We start from the raw sequence: 15,694 nt of genomic DNA, 5'->3' as shown, positions 1-15,694 counted from the left end.
ACTCACCGCCCGTCACACGCACGCAGTATGCTTGCACAACATTGCTCACATTTGAGTGCCATATCGGCGTTTACCATGCTGGCTGTTTTTGAGGAATTTTTATGACCACCAATGCATCTTTGAGCGACGAACTGATGGGCCAACTGCAGGGCGCGCCCATGCAAGGCCTGGCCCAGCAACTGGGATTGGACTCCGTGCAGACGGAGCAGGCTGTTGGCGTGGCACTGCCCATGCTGTTTGGCGCACTGGGCCAGAACGCGGCTCAGCCTCAGGGCGCTGCCGATCTGTTTGGTGCACTGCAGCGTGACCACAGCAGCGCGCAGGGCGCGATGGACCTCGGCGGTCTGCTGGGTGGCCTGCTGGGCGGTGCTGGCGGCGCTGGCGGCGCTGGCGCAGCCGGTGGTCTGGGCAGCATTCTGGGCTCGGTCCTGGGCGGCGGTGCAGGCAGCTCGCAGCTCAATGGCGGCTCCATTCTGGGCAATATTTTTGGTGGTCAGCGCCAGCAGGCAGAGTCTCAGCTGGGTCAGGCCACGGGTCTGGGCGGCAATGCCGGTCAGCTGATGGCCATGCTGGCACCGCTGGTGATGTCCTTCCTGGCCAACCGCGTGCAGTCGCAGGGCATGGGTGCCAGTGATCTGGGTAATGCTCTGGGTCAGGAACGCAGCCAGATTCAGTCCCAAGGCGGCGCTGCGGGTGGCATTCTGGGCAGCCTGCTGGACCAGAACGGCGACGGCAAGCTGGACGTGGGCGACCTGTTCAAGCTGGGCGGCAGCCTGCTGGGCGGTCGCCGCTGATCGAGGTCAGCATGACAGTATGAAGGCAGCTGAGGCTGCCTTTTTCATTTGGGCCTACGGACATAGCCTGATTGTCGCAATGCAGCATTGTCTTCAAACTGGCTTCAGTCATCATGCAGCCATGCATGAATTGCTGATCCTGAAAGGAGAACCCTATGACCACCGTAGCTGACATCCTGCGACACAAAGGCAATAGCGCTGTTTACAGCGTATCTCCCGGCAGCACCATGCTGGATGCCTTGAAGCTGATGGCCGAAAAAGGCGTGGGCGCCCTGCTGGTGCTGGATGGGGAGAAGCTGGCAGGCATCGTGACCGAGCGTGATTACGCACGCAAGATCGCGCTGCAGGGCCGCAACTCCAGCAGCACCCTGGTCGGCGATGTGATGACCGCCAAAGTGCACTGCGTGCTGCCGCGCCAGACCAGTGGCGAATGCATGTCGCTGATGACCACCCATCGCATTCGTCACCTGCCCGTGATGGACGAGACGCACAAGCTGGTGGGTGTGCTCTCCATTGGTGACCTGGTCAAGGAAATCATTTCCGAGCAGCAATTCACCATTCAGCAGCTTGAACACTATATTTCCGGCACAACGCCCATGAACTGAGCGCTGGATGCTCTGCTTTAAATAGCAAAAGGCGGACAGGGCCAATGTCCGCCTTTTGTGCGTCTGGTGGGAGCAAGTCCTACACTTGCTCCCCATGAGTTTGCTGATCCTCGGAATCGAATCCTCCTGCGATGAAACCGGCGTGGCCTTGGTGCGCATGCCGGATGGACAAGGCGTGCCCGCCTTGCTTAGCCATGCGCTGCACAGCCAGATTGAAATGCACCGCGCCTATGGCGGTGTGGTGCCAGAACTGGCCAGCCGCGACCATATTCGCCGCGTGCTGCCGCTGACGGAAAAAGTGCTGGCCGAAGCCGGGGTAGAGCTCGACAACGTCGATGTGGTGGCCTTCACCCGTGGCCCGGGCCTGGCTGGCGCTCTGCTGGTCGGCTCTGGCGCGGCGTGTGCCATGGCCGCTGCACTGGATAAGCCTGTGTTGGGCGTTCACCACCTGGAAGGGCATTTGCTGTCGCCATTTCTGAGTGAAGACCCGCCTGAATTCCCCTTTGTGGCCCTGCTGGTCTCGGGCGGTCACACCCAGCTCATGCGGGTGGATGGCGTGGGTGAGTACGAAATTCTGGGTGAAACCATTGATGACGCCGCGGGCGAGGCGTTTGACAAGTCTGCCAAGCTGATGGGGCTGCCATACCCCGGCGGCCCGGTGCTTTCCAAGCTGGCCGAGGGTGGTGATGGCGAGGCCTTCAAGCTGCCCCGTCCATTGCTGCACTCGGGCGATCTGGACTTTTCTTTCGCGGGCCTCAAGACCGCCGTGCTGACCCAGGCCAAGAAGCTGGGTGATGAACTGGAAGCGCGCAAGGCCGATCTGGCTGCCAGTACGCAGGCGGCGATTGTGGATGTGCTGGTGAAAAAGACCCTGAAGGCGCTGGACCAGACTGGGCTGAAACGCGTGGTGGTCGCCGGTGGCGTGGGGGCCAACAAGCTGCTGCGCGAGCAGCTCAATCAGGCCTGTGCCAAGCGCAAGATTCGTGTGCACTATCCCGAGCTGCACCTGTGCACCGACAACGGGGCCATGATTGCCATGGCTGCCGCCATGCGCCTGCAGGCTGGGCGCGAGCAGGCCAACAAGGAATACGCCTTTGACGTAAAGCCCCGCTGGCCGCTGGATTCGCTGAAATAAGCGTCAGGTATGCGCCAGGTATGGGCGCCATATGACAAAAGCAGCCCGAGGGCTGCTTTTGTTTTGAGAGCGCCTGGCGCTTATCCCACCAGCTTTACCGCCAGTTTTGCCACATTCTGGCCCTGGTAGCGGGCAATGGCCAGCTCATCGGCATGGGGCTGGCGCGAGCCATCAGCGCCCGCAATGGTCGATGCGCCATAGGGCGAGTTGCCACCCTTGACGGCCGCCAGATTGGTCTGCTCTGGCAGCGGGAAGCCCAGAGGCACGATGACCATGCCGTGGTGGGCCAGCGTGGTCCAGGTGCTGGTGACCGTCATTTCCTGGCCGCCGCCAGTGCCGGTGGAGGTGAAAACGCTGCCCAGCTTGTTGATCAGGGCACCCTTGGCCCACAGGCCGCCTGTCTGGTCCAGGAAGGTGCGCATCTGGCCGGGCATATTGCCAAAGCGGGTGGGCACGCCAAACAAAATCGCGTCGTAGTTGGCCAGCTCGGCCGGGCTTGCTACGTCGGCTGCCTGATTGGCCTTGCCACCCGCGTTCTTGAAAATGTCTTCCGGCATGGTCTCTGGCACACGCTTGACGGTGACTTCTGCGCCGCTGACGCTGCGTGCACCTTCGGCCACGGCATTGGCCATGGTTTCGATGTGACCGTACATGGAATAGTAGAGAACAAGTACTTTTGCCATTGAGAAAACTCCTCAAACGAATTCAGTGAAAAAAGCGGGGCATGCATTGCCCCTGACGACACCCGGACAGTGTAGAAAGCCTTTTTTGCAAAGTATTTGGCGTGAGTAGCGTGCAGTTGTAGGTGAAAACCCCGAATCTCTGCAATAGCTGGTTTGTGGCGGTCAGACCCTTGCAACGCAAAAGCCCGCAATGCCAAGACATTGCGGGCTTTTGGTTTTCCTGCACTGCCAGTGCTAAGAGGAGATGGAAGAAAGGAAAGAAAGCGGCAGGCAGGTTAACGCTTTTGCGGCTTACTCAATCGTCAGCTCGGTGGACTTGATCTGGGGCTCCAGCTTGGCCAGAGCCAGCGTCAGCACGCCGTTTTCAAGCTTGGCCTTGCTGGCCGCGGCGTCGATTTCGTGATCCAATTCCCAGGCACGCTTGACCTGGCGAGGTGCGCCTTCCACGCTTTCGAGCTTGACGATGGCGCCTTCAATGGAGAGCTTGAGCTGCTCGCGGGCCAGACCGGGAACGTCCAGAGTCAGTGTGGTGGTCTTGTCATCGCGGTTGACTTGAACCTGCTGCTGCACGGGGCTGGAAGCGCCCAGCGTGCCTTGCAAAAAGCGTTGCAGTGCCAGGTCGGCAGCGCGTGGGGAAACAAAGGTGTTGCGGCTCATCACGGGGGCGAAGATCATGGTGTTTAACTCCTATCAACTTTGCGGCTTGCGTTGTTGCCGCTTGGTTCATAGGTAGGTGGCTCAAGGCGCTTTTCAAGAGATTTTTTTGAGGAATAAATTTCGCTGAAATGCCTTGAATTACCTGCAGTTGCCACCATTGTGCGCACCGTTTTCGGTCGCTTGCATCGCGGCAAGCGCTCTCAATCGATGGCGGAACAACCGCCTGAAGGCGATGCAGCCTCTTCGGTAAAGCTCAATGTTCTGAACTGGGTGCTGCAGCGATAGCTGCGCCCAATTCGGTAACGGCCATGGCGTAATAGCGCGAAGGGTTGTAGCGGGTCAGTGCGCGAAGATTGGCTGTGGCTGCGATCCACAAGGATGGCTGATCGCGGTTCTCCATCTCTACCAGCGCCAGTTGCAGGTTGTCTGGTGGCGCGTTGTCTGGAGTGCTCAGCAGTGTGATACCAAGGCTGCGCAGCTTTTCAGCGCTGTGCACTGGCGCAACTCCGGTCGCCGTCAGAGCGGCAACGACAGCGTCCGATGCTTCCATCTGAACCGGGTAGTACACCGGCAGCTCGGCCTGCCATCCCTTGCCGCGCAGATAGTTGGCGACTGAGCCTATGGCGTCTTCGGCATTCCACAGGTCGATATGGCCGTCGCCATTGAAATCCACGCCAAAGCGTGCCCAGCTGGAGGGCATGAACTGGGGTAGACCCATATCTCCTGCATAGCTGCCACGCGGCTCGCGCGGGTCGGTGCCGCTGTCATGCATGAGGCGTAAAAAGGCCTGCAGCTCATCCGCAAAATAGGCAGCGCGCTGGGCGGCGCGTGGATGTGCAGCGGGAAAGTCCACCGCCAGCGTGACCAGAGCATCGAGCGCGGGAATCTGGCCGGTCTGCTTGCCCCATAAGGTCTCCATGCCCAGCACGCCCACGATGATGTCTTCGGGCACGCCAAACTGTTGCTGCGCGCGCTGCAGCGCTGGGCGATGTGCGTCACGGAACTGCTGGCCTGCGCGAATGCGTTTGGGTTCTACAAAGCGCGCCCGGTAGGCATTCCAGTTTTTTCTTTTGGGTTGGGTGTCAGCGGATTTTGGCGGCAGCACCAGACGCTGAATAGCTTTGCTGACTCGGGCTTTGCCTATGGCCTCCTGCGTCCACGCCAGATCCATCCCGGTATTTGTCGCGATGCGCTCGGCCAGTCGCATGGCGCGTGGGTTGTGGGCGTAGAAGCGGCTGTCCTGTTGAGGTGAGGGCTGCGGGGCAGACTGCGCTGGAGTGTGGCTCTGCGCCACATGGCCATTCAAGCCGCCATTCAGTTTCTCGATCTTGCGCACCGCCAGGCCGCCCAGCGCCGCCATGCCTGCAAGCAGGATGGTTGCGCTGGCGATGGCAGCGTGCAACGGCTTCATGGTGGCGCGCTCTACTCCTTGGCGCGTGCTGCGGTCTGGCTGGCCAGATAGGCATCATGCACTTCGCGGCCCAGTTCGATGACGGACAGCGCATAGAAGGCCGACCAGTTGTAGCGGGTGACGGCGTAGAAGTTTTCTGTGCCAGCGATGTATTCCGTGGGGCCGGAATTGCCGTTTTTCAGCTCAATCAGTGCCAGCGGGCGCTCGTAGCCCTCGGCGCCCATGACGCGTACGCCGCGTTCGGCCATCTGGGCTGCTGTAAACGTGGGGTTGATGTCTGGTGCCAGCAGGGTTGCCAGATTTTCGCCCTGGGCGCGCATATCGACGGGGAACACTGAGGGCAGGCCGGGCTTCCAGCCATGGCCGACGAAGTAGTTGGCTACCGAGCCAATGGCGTCGCTGGCGCTGTTGAACAGATCAATGCGGCCATCACCATCAAAATCCACGGCAAACTTGTCCCAGCTGGTAGGCATGAACTGACCGAGCCCCATGGCGCCTGCATAGCTGCCGCGCAGCGCAAATGGGTCGCTGCCTGTGCGGTTGGCGGTCACCAGCACTTGCTCCAGCTCGCCCCGGAAATAGTCGGTGCGGGCCTGGGCGCGGGGGTGCGATTGCGGAAAGTCCAGCGTCAGCGTGGCAAGGGCATCCATCACCCGGAAGTTGCCCATGTTGCGGCCATAGATGGTTTCCACGCCGATGATGCCGACGATGATTTCGGCGGGCACGCCAAACTGCTGCTCAGCACGCGCAAGCGCCTGGCGGTTGGCCTGCCAGAACTGCACACCGGCGCGAATGCGCACGGGATCGATAAAGCGGCTGCGGTACACCGTCCAGTTCTTCACAAAGGTCTTGCCTGCGGGCGTCATCAGGCGGGTGACCACGGGAAGATTCTTCGCTTCACCCAGCTGTGCACGCACCCAGTCGGCAGGCAGGTCGCGGCGGGCGGCAATGTCGTCGGCCAGCTGCATGGCATCGCTCCGGCTGGCATAGGCCACGGCGGCGGTGGCTGCTGTCGCTACGGCTACGGCAGGCGCGGCCTTGCGTGCAGACTTGGTTGTCTTTTTGGCAGGCGCGGCCATGGCGGCTGCGGTCAGCAGGCACAGGGCAAGAATACTCAGTGTTTTTGCCTTGTAGTGCTTGTCAGTCTTGCGGATGGTGCTCATGTTTTTAGTTTTTGACGTTGGTGGGCCAGCGCTGCTTTTTCAGTGTCTGCCAGCGCTGGCGCAGGGTTTTGAGTTCAGCCGTTTGCGGGGCCGAGGACGGTGCATAGCGTAGCCGTTCCATATCTAGCAGCCAGTCGGATAAGTTCGCGGCCAGCGGGGCAAGTGCTGGTTCTGCCGCCCAGCGCTCTTGCGCGTTGCGTGCCAGGCTGCGGGCGGAGTCGCTGGCGTTGCTATCCAGGCCCGCGCGCTGCAGGCGCTGCCTGGCTTCGTGCATGAGCTGGCTCCAACCATCGCGCTGCGGGCGCGTGGCGCGTGCCCAGATCAGCCACAGCAAGGCCAGCGCACTCAGGCTGCCTGCCAGCAGACGCAGCAAGTCCGTCCAGCTGGGGGATTCAAAGCCCAGGCTTTGCAGCAGATTGAGCTGGCGGCTTTGCGTGTAGTTGATGACCCACTGGTTCCAGCGGTTGTTGACGGCTTCCCAGACGGCGCGCAGCTTCTCCATCGTGCTGATGTCGACAAAATTGCCCACCGCACTGGCAAAGGCCCCCTGCGGTGCGCTCAGGCGCTGGAACTGCCCGACCCTGCCGGGCGAGACCGCGCCTGTGGGGTCCACGCGGGTCCAGCCCTGGCCAGCAATCCACACTTCGGTCCATGCGTGGGCATCGCTGTTGCGCACGGTCCAGTAGTTGTCCACGCTGTTGCGGTCGCCCCCCTGGTAGCCGGTGACGATACGCGCAGGCACGCCCATGCCGCGCATGAGCACGGCAAAGGCAGACGCAATGTGCTCGCAAAAGCCCTGCTTGCTGTCAAACCAGAAGTCGTCGGCGGTGTGAACGCTGTCCACCACGCCGGGCTCCAAGGTGTAGGTGTAGCCGCCCGTTTTCAGCTGCTGCAGGGCTGCTGCGATCAATGCAGCGGTATCCGCATTGGTGCCCAACTGGGCGCGCAACTGTTCGCCCAGCGCCCTGGTGCGCGGGTTGCTGCCGGGTGGCAGTTGCAGATAGCGTTTGAGTTCAGGCGTGGCCTGCAGCGGGCCGTGGCTGAAGTCGGTATAGCTTTGCGCATCCACGCGCAGCACATCGGTAATGGGGCGCCAGCTCATCCATTGCAGGCTGGACGTCATGCGCAGGCTGCCCACGGAAGCGCCGGGCGGAAGCTGCGGCGCGGTCTTGACGGCATCCAGCAGCGTCAGCCAGCGGCGCTTGCTGGGCTCAATCAGCATCTGGTAGCGAATGGGCTCGCCGCTCACGCGCAGCTGCGGCGAGTTCATGGCGTCCAGCACCGGGTCGGCCTGCCAGTTGCGGCCATCGAACTGGCTGAGCACCGGGCCGCGAAAATACAGGGTGCTGGCGGGGGGCTCTTTCTGGCCGGGTGTATCAAAGCGAATGCGCAGTGCCACGCTGTCGTCCATGGCCAAAGACGCCACTTCGCCTACGCGCATGTTCTCTGACAGGCCCGATTTGCCTGCCAGATCGTCCGCTGGCACGCCCCATAGCGGCGCCATGCGTGGGAAGAACAGAAACAGCGCCACCATGACGGGGGCGCCCCACAGCGCCAGCTTGGCCGCTGTGCGCAGTGCCTGCATCAACGGGGGCTTGCCAGCGGTCATGTGGGCATTGACCAGCGCGGTGAGCAAGCCCATCAGCCCCAGCACCATGGCCGCTGCCGTGAGCAGCGATTGCGAATAAAAGAAGTTGCTGAGCAGAACAAAAAAGCCCAGAAAGAATACCACCATGGCATCGCGCCGGGCGCGCAACTCCAGCGTTTTAAGCGCCAGCAGCATGACCACCAGCGTCACGCCCGCGTCGCGCCCCACAATGGTTTTGTGCGTTGCCCAGGTTGCGGCAATGGCCACAGCCAGTGCACCGGCCAGCACCCAGCGGCTGGGCAGGGGGGCGCCCGTCAACGCCAGCCGCGCACGCCACAGCAGCAGCGCGGCAGCGAAGGCGCTGGTCCACCACGGGGTGTGCTGAGCCTGGGGCAGCATGATCCAGCCAATGACGGCCAGCAAAAACAGTGTGTCCCGCGCATCGCGAGGCAGGGAGCCAAGCCGCTGTAACCAGCTGCTGGATGGGTTCAGGGTGTTGCTGCTCATGCTGCCGCCAATGCTTCAAGGCAGCGCGTGGTGTGCTGCGCGCCGCTGGCCGGGGCAATTTCCTGGCCATTGGGCAGGCGCAGGCCCCAGGTGCGCCCCTGCTGCTGGGCCATCAGAACCCAGGCCGTCAGGCGCGAAAGCCGCGCTTCAAGGTCTGCCAGACCGGTGTGGCGGGCATCCAGCCACAGGCGGTGATGGTGGGCGGTGGGCCGGTCGCGGCTGACCAACTGGTGGCTGCCTGCGGCAAAGGCCTGCGCGGCTTTTTTCCAGACCACCAGCTTGAGCGGGTCGCCGGTTTGATAGGCGCGCGCACCATCAAATTCTTCGCCGCTGCGCACCTGGGCGCTGCTGCTGCCGCCCGCTTCGGGGCTGGCGGCGGGCAGGGGCGGTGCATTCAGTTCCGGCGCGGGATAGACCCAGACCTTGCTGGCGGGCCGCCACAGTGCCCAGACGCGAAAAGCGCCCAGGGGGTAGCGCGTCAGCACCGAGACTGGGGGCAGCACCAGCTGGCCGCGCTGGGTGGGAACAAAGCTCAGCTGCACAGCGGTGTCGCCTTGCTCTGGCACATCCACCCAGGTCCAGCCATCGGCTTCGGGCTGGCGACGTTCCGCGTCACGCAAAGCCAGGCCGATGCCCCAGCGTCTTGATTGGCGGGCGTTGTGCAGCTTCATGTGCACGGGGCAGGGGGTGTGGGCAAAGCAGCCGCCCGGTGTGCCCGTCTGCGCGCCGCTGCCGTTCAGACTTAGCTGCAGCCCGCGCAGATTGCCGTGGCCCACCACCATGCTGGCTGCTGCACTGCCTGCTAGCAAAAAGGTGAGCAGATAGCCCAGGTTGAGCTGGTAGTTGATGGCCGCAATCAGCAGCACGATCAGCGTGGCCAGCATGGCCCAGCCTGCGCGGGAGGGCAGGATATAGACATTGCCCTGGGTCAGCGTCAGCTGGTCGCTGCGCGGCAGGCGCGCCATCATCCAGGCGTGAATCGCGTTACGTGGTTGAAGAATTTTAAGTGTTTCTGGCTTGTAGCCCTTTTTTATCAAGCGCGTCATGCTATGAAATTCATGAGCATCATCAAGACAGCGGCACGGCCTGCATCATGGCGCGCACCTGCTCCACAGCGCCACGGCCTGCATGGCCCACGGGCACCAGGCGGTGGGCAATCACCTGCGGCAGGATGGCTTGCACATCGTCGGGGGCCACGTAGTCGCGGCCTTCCATCAAGGCCACTGTCTTGGCGGCGCGCAGCAGCGCAATGCCTGCGCGGGGTGACAAGCCCTGTGCAAACCATTGGCCGCTGCGCGTGGCGGCCACCAGATCCTGCACATAGTTCAGCAGCGCATCGCTGACATGAACGGCCAGGGCCGCCGCCTGCAACTGTTGCAGCTGCTCCAGCGTAATCATGGGCTGCAACGCATCGGCGGCCAAGCGGCGGCCATTGCCCAGCAACAGCCTGCGCTCTGCGTCACGCGAGGGGTAGCCCAGGCTGATTCGCATCAGAAAACGGTCCAGCTGGCTTTCCGGCAAGGGGAAGGTACCCAGTTGCTCCAGCGGGTTCTGCGTGGCAATCACAAAGAACGGCGCGGGCAGGCTGTGCGTCTTGCCTTCGGTGGTGACCTGGCGCTCTTCCATGGCTTCCAGCAGCGCGCTTTGTGTCTTGGGGCTGGCGCGGTTGATCTCGTCGGCCAGCAGAACCTGTGCAAACACGGGGCCGGGGTGGAACACAAAAGCTTCTTGCCCACGGTCGTAGATGGACACGCCGGTCAGGTCGCTGGGCATAAGGTCGGCGGTGAACTGCACGCGCGAGAACTGCAGACCAAAACTGCGCGCCAGCGCATGGGCCAGCGTGGTCTTGCCCACACCGGGCACGTCTTCAATCAGCAAGTGACCACCCGCAATCAAACAGGCGACTCCGTCCCGGACCTGATCCGGCTTCCCCTCCATCACCGTGTTAAGCTGACTTAAAAGCGCATTAATTGTGTTCTGTGCATGCATGGCAGAAACATATCCTAAATAAGCGATAGCGGAGACATGACTGTGGGCAAGACAGGTTATTTCACCCACCGGGATTGCTGGTTGCATGAGATGGGCCCGGGCCACCCCGAGTGCCCGGCACGGCTCGATGCGATTGAAGACCGGCTACTGGTAACGGGGGTTGGCGATGCACTGGAGCGCTGTGAAGTCCCCGAGGCTTCGCTGGACGAAGTGGAACTCGCCCACGACCCCATGTATGTGGCAGCGCTGCGCGGCCTGACTGACCGGCTGGAGCAGGAGCAGGTCGCCGGCGGGCCGCAATACAAGCAGATGGATACGGATACCTCCATCAATCGCCACACCCTGAAAGCGGCGCTGCGCTCGGCAGGCGCGGCCATGGCAGCGACTGATGCGGTGCTGGCCGGAGAGCTGGAGAACGCCTTTTGCGCTGTTCGCCCACCAGGTCACCATGCCACCCGCAGCCAGGCCATGGGCTTTTGCTTTTTCAACAACGTGGCCATTGCCGCCAAATACGCGCTGGAGCGCTACCAGCTCAAGCGTGTGGCGGTGATCGACTTTGACGTGCACCACGGCAATGGCACGGAAGATATCCTCTCGGGTGATGATCGCGTGCTGATGTGCGGCATCTTCCAGCACCCCTTCTATCCGTTCAGCGGTGACAAGGACCCCGCGCCGAATATGCTGAACGTGCCCGTGCCTGCCTATACCAAGGGCATGGATGTGCGCGAAATCGTCGAGATGATGTGGATTCCACGGCTGGAGAGCTTCAAGCCCGAGATGATCTTCATCAGCGCCGGTTTTGATGCGCATCGTGATGACGACATGGGGCAGCTGGGCTTGAATGAAAACGACTTTGCCTGGATCACCACGCGCATCAAGGACATTGCCCGTCGCTTTTCCAAGGGGCGCATCGTTTCCTGTTTGGAAGGCGGGTATGTGATGGATGCGCTGGCACGCAGTGTGGAAGCGCATTTGCGCGTGCTGGCCGATGTCTGACGCCTGAAAGCCTTGTTTTCTAGTCCGTTCGCAGGGAGACAGCGGTGACAGATTCCTTGATTCAGCACCAGCAGGACGAGCGCGGCGTGGTGCGGTTGACGCTGAATGACCCGCTGCGCTTCAACGCGCTGGGCTCGGAAATGCTGACGCAGCTGCAGCAGGCGCTGGATGCCATTGCCAGTGATGCGCAAGTCCGTGTCGTGGTACTGGCAGCGCAGGGCAAAGCCTTTTGCGCCGGGCATAACCTCAAGGACATGGCGGCGCACACTGATCTGGCGTACTACCAGCAGTTGTTTGCCCAGTGCAGCCGTATGATGCTATCGATTCAGAAGCTGCCAGTGCCTGTCATTGCTAGGGTTCAGGGTATTGCGACGGCTGCTGGTTGTCAGCTGGTCGCCCAGTGCGATCTGGCGGTTGCCAGCAGCGAAGCACGCTTTGCCACCAGTGGCATTCAGTACGGCTTGTTCTGCTCCACGCCCAGTGTGCCCCTGGTGCGCAATATGCCCATCAAGCAAGCGATGGAGATGCTGCTGACCGGCGAATTCATCGATGCTGAGGCGGCGCAGCACTATGGCTTGCTCAACCGCGTGGCACCGCCAGATCAGCTGGATGCGGCGGTCGAAGAACTCGTGGCATCGATTGTGAGCAAGCCCCGCATGGCGATTCGCATGGGCAAGGAGCTGGTTTATCGCCAGCGTGAAATGGGGCTGGAATCCGCCTATCAGCTGGCGGGGCAGACCATGGCAACCAATATGCTGGACGCCGATGCACAGGAGGGCGCGCAGGCATTTGCACAAAAGCGCAAGCCGCAGTGGTAGCGACAGTGGCAGGCATGACCGTCCGTTTGAACGACGTGAGTGCTTTTTTACAGTGGTAGCGTGTAGCCTGATTGGATGCAGGCAGGTGATCGCGCTCATCGCTGGCCTAGGTATTACCCTAGGCTGACCTTCGAGGGACAGTAGATTCTTCGCAAGTCATGCATAAAATAGAACGGTCGTTCTTTTTGTGCCCGGTGGTTGAAATAGCCCGCGCTGGCGATCTCCAGCAAGATTGTCTGGAAAATTGTTCAGAGAGTGTTGCAGTGCCGCATAAAATGAATCCAGTTTACGTAAACGTCAATGCATTAATCATTAAGGAGCCGCAGCAATGAAGGTATTGGTCCCTGTCAAGCGCGTGGTGGACTACAACGTGAAGGTCCGCGTCAAGTCGGACGGCATGGGTGTAGACATCGCCAACGTCAAGATGAGCATGAACCCCTTTGACGAAATCGCCGTCGAAGAAGCCGTGCGCCTCAAAGAAAAAGGCGTGGTGACCGAAGTCATCGCCGTCTCCTGCGGTGTGGCCCAGTGCCAGGAAACCCTGCGCACAGCCATGGCCATCGGTGCTGACCGTGGCATCCTGGTGGAAACCGACGTCGATCTACAGCCCCTGGCCATCGCCAAGCTGCTCAAGGCACTGGTGGACAAAGAGCAGCCCGGTCTCGTGATCCTGGGCAAGCAAGCCATTGATGGCGACAACAACCAGACCGGCCAGATGCTGGCTGCGCTGGCAGACCTGCCCCAGGCCACTTTCGCCTCCAAGGTGGAAGTCGCTGGCGACAAGGTGTCCGTCAGCCGTGAAGTGGACGGTGGCCTGGAGACTCTGTCTCTGTCCACACCCGCCATCATCACCACCGACCTGCGCCTGAACGAGCCACGCTACGTCACCTTGCCCAACATCATGAAGGCCAAGAAAAAGCAGCTGGACACCTTCAAGCCTGAAGATCTGGGTGTGGACGTTGCTCCTCGCCTCAAGACCCTCAAGGTTGCCGAGCCCGCCAAGCGCGGTGCTGGCGTCAAGGTGGCCGATGTGGCCGCTCTGGTTGACAAGCTGAAAAATGAAGCAAAAGTGATCTAAAGGAAGACGACTGACATGACATCCCTCGTTATTGCAGAACACGACAACGCTTCGATCAAGACTGCTACGCTGAACACCGTGACTGCTGCCGCTGCCTGCGGTGGTGATGTGCACGTGCTGGTGGCTGGTGAAGGTGCTGGCGCTGCTGCCGCTGCTGCAGCCCAGATCGCTGGTGTCGCCAAGGTCATCCACGCTGACGGCGCAAGCCTCAAGGACGGCCTGGCTGAAAACGTTGCGGCTCAAGTGCTGAGCATTGCTGGCAACTACAGCCACATCCTGTTCCCCTCGACGGCTGCTGGCAAGAACGTGGCTCCCCGCGTGGCCGCCAAGCTGGACGTGGCCCAGATCAGCGACATCACCAAGGTGGATGCTCCCGATACCTTCGAGCGCCCCATCTACGCTGGTAACGCCATCGCCACCGTGCAGTCTGCTGATGCCGTCAAGGTCATCACCGTGCGTACCACTGGCTTTGACGCCGCTGCTGCTACTGGCGGCTCCGCTGCTGTGGAAACCGTGGCCGCTGTGGCCGACTCTGGCAAGAGCGCCTTTGTGGGCCGCGAAGTCACCAAGAGCGACCGTCCTGAGCTGACCGCAGCCAAGATCATTGTTTCCGGTGGCCGTGCTCTGGGCTCTGCCGAGAAGTTCACCGAAGTGATGACGCCTCTGGCCGACAAGCTGGGCGCCGCCATCGGTGCTTCGCGTGCTGCCGTCGATGCGGGCTACGCCCCCAACGACCTGCAAGTGGGCCAGACCGGCAAGATCGTCGCGCCTCAGCTGTACATCGCTGCCGGTATTTCCGGCGCTATTCAGCATCTGGCCGGTATGAAGGACTCCAAGGTGATCGTTGCGATCAACAAGGACCCCGAAGCCCCGATCTTCTCGGTGGCTGACTACGGTCTGGAAGCTGACCTGTTCACGGCAGTGCCAGAACTGGTCAAGGCGCTGTAATTTGGCGCACATCAAAAGAGGGGCTTGCAGCCCCTTTTTTTTCATCTGTGCTGGTGGCTGCGTGCAATAAATTCCCGAACAATAAAAACTCAAGCAGCCCGGTCGCGTCCATGACCGTTTTTTGGAGGGAGACAATCAATGATGTGCAAGCGCTGGGATAGTTTGTCAAACACATTGCGACTGGCGGCAGCCGTGGCCTGCAGCGGCGTCGCATTGATGGCCCATGCGGGCTGGACTGTCGGGCAGGTTGCCCCGCTGTCTGGTGCAGAAGCGACGCAGGGACGTGCGTACTCTCAGGGCATGAAGCTGTACTTTGATCAGGTCAACAAGGCCGGTGGCGTGCAGGGGCAGCCTGTGGAGCTGGTTGTGGCCGACGATGTGGGCCATCCGGATGAAACCGTGGCCAAGGCCCGCAAGTTGCTCAGCGACAGCAAGCCCGTGGTGCTGGCGGGCTTTTTCGGCAACCGCAATATGGCTGCGCTGATGGACAGCAAGCTGCTGGAGTCTTCGTCACTGTCTGTGGTGGGCTACCAGAGCACGGACACGCGCGTGCTGGCCTCTGGTCAGTTCTTTGCCACCCGTGCCGGGCTGGCAGAGCAGATGAACAAGATTGCCACGCATCTGGCCACCGTGGGTATTACGCGGCTGGCGCTGGTGTATGAGGACAGGCCTGACGCACAGGCGCTGAACGATCTGGTGGGCAAGGCCATCGCGCCCAGTGGTGCCAAGCTGGTGTCAGCGGCTTCCATGAAGAGCAAGGCATCGGTTGATAAAGTGGTCGAGCAACTGCGCGGCTCCAAAACGCCGGCGCAGGCTATTTTGGTCGTGGCATCCAGCCCCACGACTGCTGCGTTTGTAGAGTCCTACCGCATGGATGGCGGCAGCACCCAGATCTATGCCACGGCCGAAGCCGATATCGAACAACTGGCCAAGCGCCTGCCGGTGGAATACATGAGCGGCCTGTCCATTGCGCAGGTGGTGCCCAGCCCGTACAAGGTCTCGGCCAAGCTCAACAAGGAATTTCGCGATGCGGTGGCCGCAGCAGGCAAGTCTGTGGATGTTCCTGTCAGCTTTGCGATGATGGAAGGCTATGTGAATGCCCGGGTCATCGTCGAAGCCATGCGCCGCAGCCAGCCGGTGACCCCGGAAAAAGTCACTGCCGCCCTGCGCACACTGGATGCGTATGACCTGGGCGGCTACTGGGTGGGCTACAAGCCCGGCTCCCAGATCGGGTCCAGATATGTAGACCTGTCCATTGTCAGCGCCTCCGGGCGAGTGACACAGTAAACACCGACAACAAGGCCCGCAGTGATTCGTACTGA

Annotated in this window: 15 protein-coding genes; 8 read left to right on the top strand and 7 right to left on the bottom strand. The window is 61.5% G+C overall.

Annotated elements, in window-relative coordinates; all coding sequences use genetic code 11:
* The first annotated feature begins 101 nt into the window (after positions 1 to 101).
* The 3 genes from JDW18_RS15755 to tsaD all read left to right on the top strand — a co-directional run bounded on the left by JDW18_RS15755 (position 102) and on the right by tsaD (position 2,534).
* On the top strand, positions 102 to 794 hold the full coding sequence (locus tag JDW18_RS15755) for a DUF937 domain-containing protein (protein ID WP_218240335.1): 693 nt from the start codon (positions 102 to 104) through the stop codon (positions 792 to 794).
* A gap of 155 nt (positions 795 to 949) precedes the next feature.
* Complete coding sequence (locus tag JDW18_RS15750) at positions 950 to 1,399, top strand: CBS domain-containing protein (protein WP_218240334.1); 450 nt, start codon at positions 950 to 952, stop codon at positions 1,397 to 1,399.
* Between the two features lie 94 nt (positions 1,400 to 1,493).
* Positions 1,494 to 2,534: a tRNA (adenosine(37)-N6)-threonylcarbamoyltransferase complex transferase subunit TsaD gene (gene tsaD / locus JDW18_RS15745; RefSeq protein ID WP_218240333.1), complete on the top strand. Its 1,041-nt coding sequence runs from the start codon at positions 1,494 to 1,496 to the stop codon at positions 2,532 to 2,534.
* Positions 2,535 to 2,614: 80 nt separating this feature from the next.
* Here the strand turns inward: tsaD and wrbA are convergent, their stop codons facing one another.
* The 7 genes from wrbA to JDW18_RS15710 all read right to left on the bottom strand — a co-directional run bounded on the left by wrbA (position 2,615) and on the right by JDW18_RS15710 (position 10,532).
* On the bottom strand, positions 2,615 to 3,217 hold the full coding sequence (gene wrbA, locus JDW18_RS15740) for an NAD(P)H:quinone oxidoreductase (protein WP_218240332.1): 603 nt from the start codon (positions 3,215 to 3,217) through the stop codon (positions 2,615 to 2,617).
* A 291-nt stretch (positions 3,218 to 3,508) separates the two neighbouring features.
* A complete protein-coding gene (locus JDW18_RS15735; protein WP_218240331.1) occupies positions 3,509 to 3,892 on the bottom strand; it encodes an Hsp20/alpha crystallin family protein in 384 nt (127 codons plus the stop codon).
* 235 nt (positions 3,893 to 4,127) lie between these two features.
* Positions 4,128 to 5,285, bottom strand: coding sequence for a lytic murein transglycosylase (locus tag JDW18_RS15730; protein WP_246609974.1), 1,158 nt, complete (start codon positions 5,283 to 5,285; stop codon positions 4,128 to 4,130).
* Positions 5,286 to 5,296: 11 nt separating this feature from the next.
* Positions 5,297 to 6,448 carry a lytic murein transglycosylase B gene (gene mltB, locus JDW18_RS15725; protein ID WP_218240330.1) on the bottom strand — a complete coding sequence of 384 codons (1,152 nt, stop codon included), beginning with the start codon at positions 6,446 to 6,448 and terminating at the stop codon, positions 5,297 to 5,299.
* A gap of 4 nt (positions 6,449 to 6,452) precedes the next feature.
* A complete protein-coding gene (locus tag JDW18_RS15720) occupies positions 6,453 to 8,543 on the bottom strand; it encodes a transglutaminase TgpA family protein (RefSeq protein ID WP_218240329.1) in 2,091 nt (696 codons plus the stop codon).
* Entirely contained in the window at positions 8,540 to 9,589 is a 1,050-nt protein-coding gene (locus tag JDW18_RS15715) for a DUF58 domain-containing protein (RefSeq protein ID WP_218240328.1), read from the bottom strand. Before JDW18_RS15715 ends, JDW18_RS15720 begins: the two co-directional genes overlap by 4 nt.
* A gap of 22 nt (positions 9,590 to 9,611) precedes the next feature.
* A complete protein-coding gene (locus JDW18_RS15710) occupies positions 9,612 to 10,532 on the bottom strand; it encodes an AAA family ATPase (protein ID WP_218240327.1) in 921 nt (306 codons plus the stop codon).
* Positions 10,533 to 10,568: 36 nt separating this feature from the next.
* Here JDW18_RS15710 and JDW18_RS15705 point away from each other — a divergent pair, with 36 nt between their 5' ends.
* The 5 genes from JDW18_RS15705 (at position 10,569) to JDW18_RS15685 (ending at position 15,659) form a co-directional block, all read left to right on the top strand.
* Entirely contained in the window at positions 10,569 to 11,528 is a 960-nt protein-coding gene (locus JDW18_RS15705) for a histone deacetylase family protein (RefSeq protein ID WP_218240326.1), read from the top strand.
* A gap of 44 nt (positions 11,529 to 11,572) precedes the next feature.
* Entirely contained in the window at positions 11,573 to 12,346 is a 774-nt protein-coding gene (locus JDW18_RS15700; protein ID WP_218240325.1) for an enoyl-CoA hydratase, read from the top strand.
* 328 nt (positions 12,347 to 12,674) lie between these two features.
* Positions 12,675 to 13,424 carry an electron transfer flavoprotein subunit beta/FixA family protein gene (locus JDW18_RS15695; RefSeq protein WP_218240324.1) on the top strand — a complete coding sequence of 250 codons (750 nt, stop codon included), beginning with the start codon at positions 12,675 to 12,677 and terminating at the stop codon, positions 13,422 to 13,424.
* Between the two features lie 15 nt (positions 13,425 to 13,439).
* Positions 13,440 to 14,372: an electron transfer flavoprotein subunit alpha/FixB family protein gene (locus JDW18_RS15690; RefSeq protein WP_218240323.1), complete on the top strand. Its 933-nt coding sequence runs from the start codon at positions 13,440 to 13,442 to the stop codon at positions 14,370 to 14,372.
* A gap of 162 nt (positions 14,373 to 14,534) precedes the next feature.
* The gene (locus JDW18_RS15685; protein WP_246609972.1) at positions 14,535 to 15,659 is read left to right on the top strand and encodes an ABC transporter substrate-binding protein; all 1,125 of its coding nucleotides are present in this window, start codon (positions 14,535 to 14,537) and stop codon (positions 15,657 to 15,659) included.
* Positions 15,660 to 15,694: the final 35 nt, after the last annotated feature.

It is taken from the genome of Comamonas fluminis, assembly GCF_019186805.1.
GTDB classification, from domain to species: Bacteria; Pseudomonadota; Gammaproteobacteria; order Burkholderiales; family Burkholderiaceae_C; genus Comamonas; species Comamonas fluminis.
The sequence above is the reverse complement of the archived record's forward strand: the minus strand, read 5'-3'. Positions and strand labels throughout refer to the sequence as shown.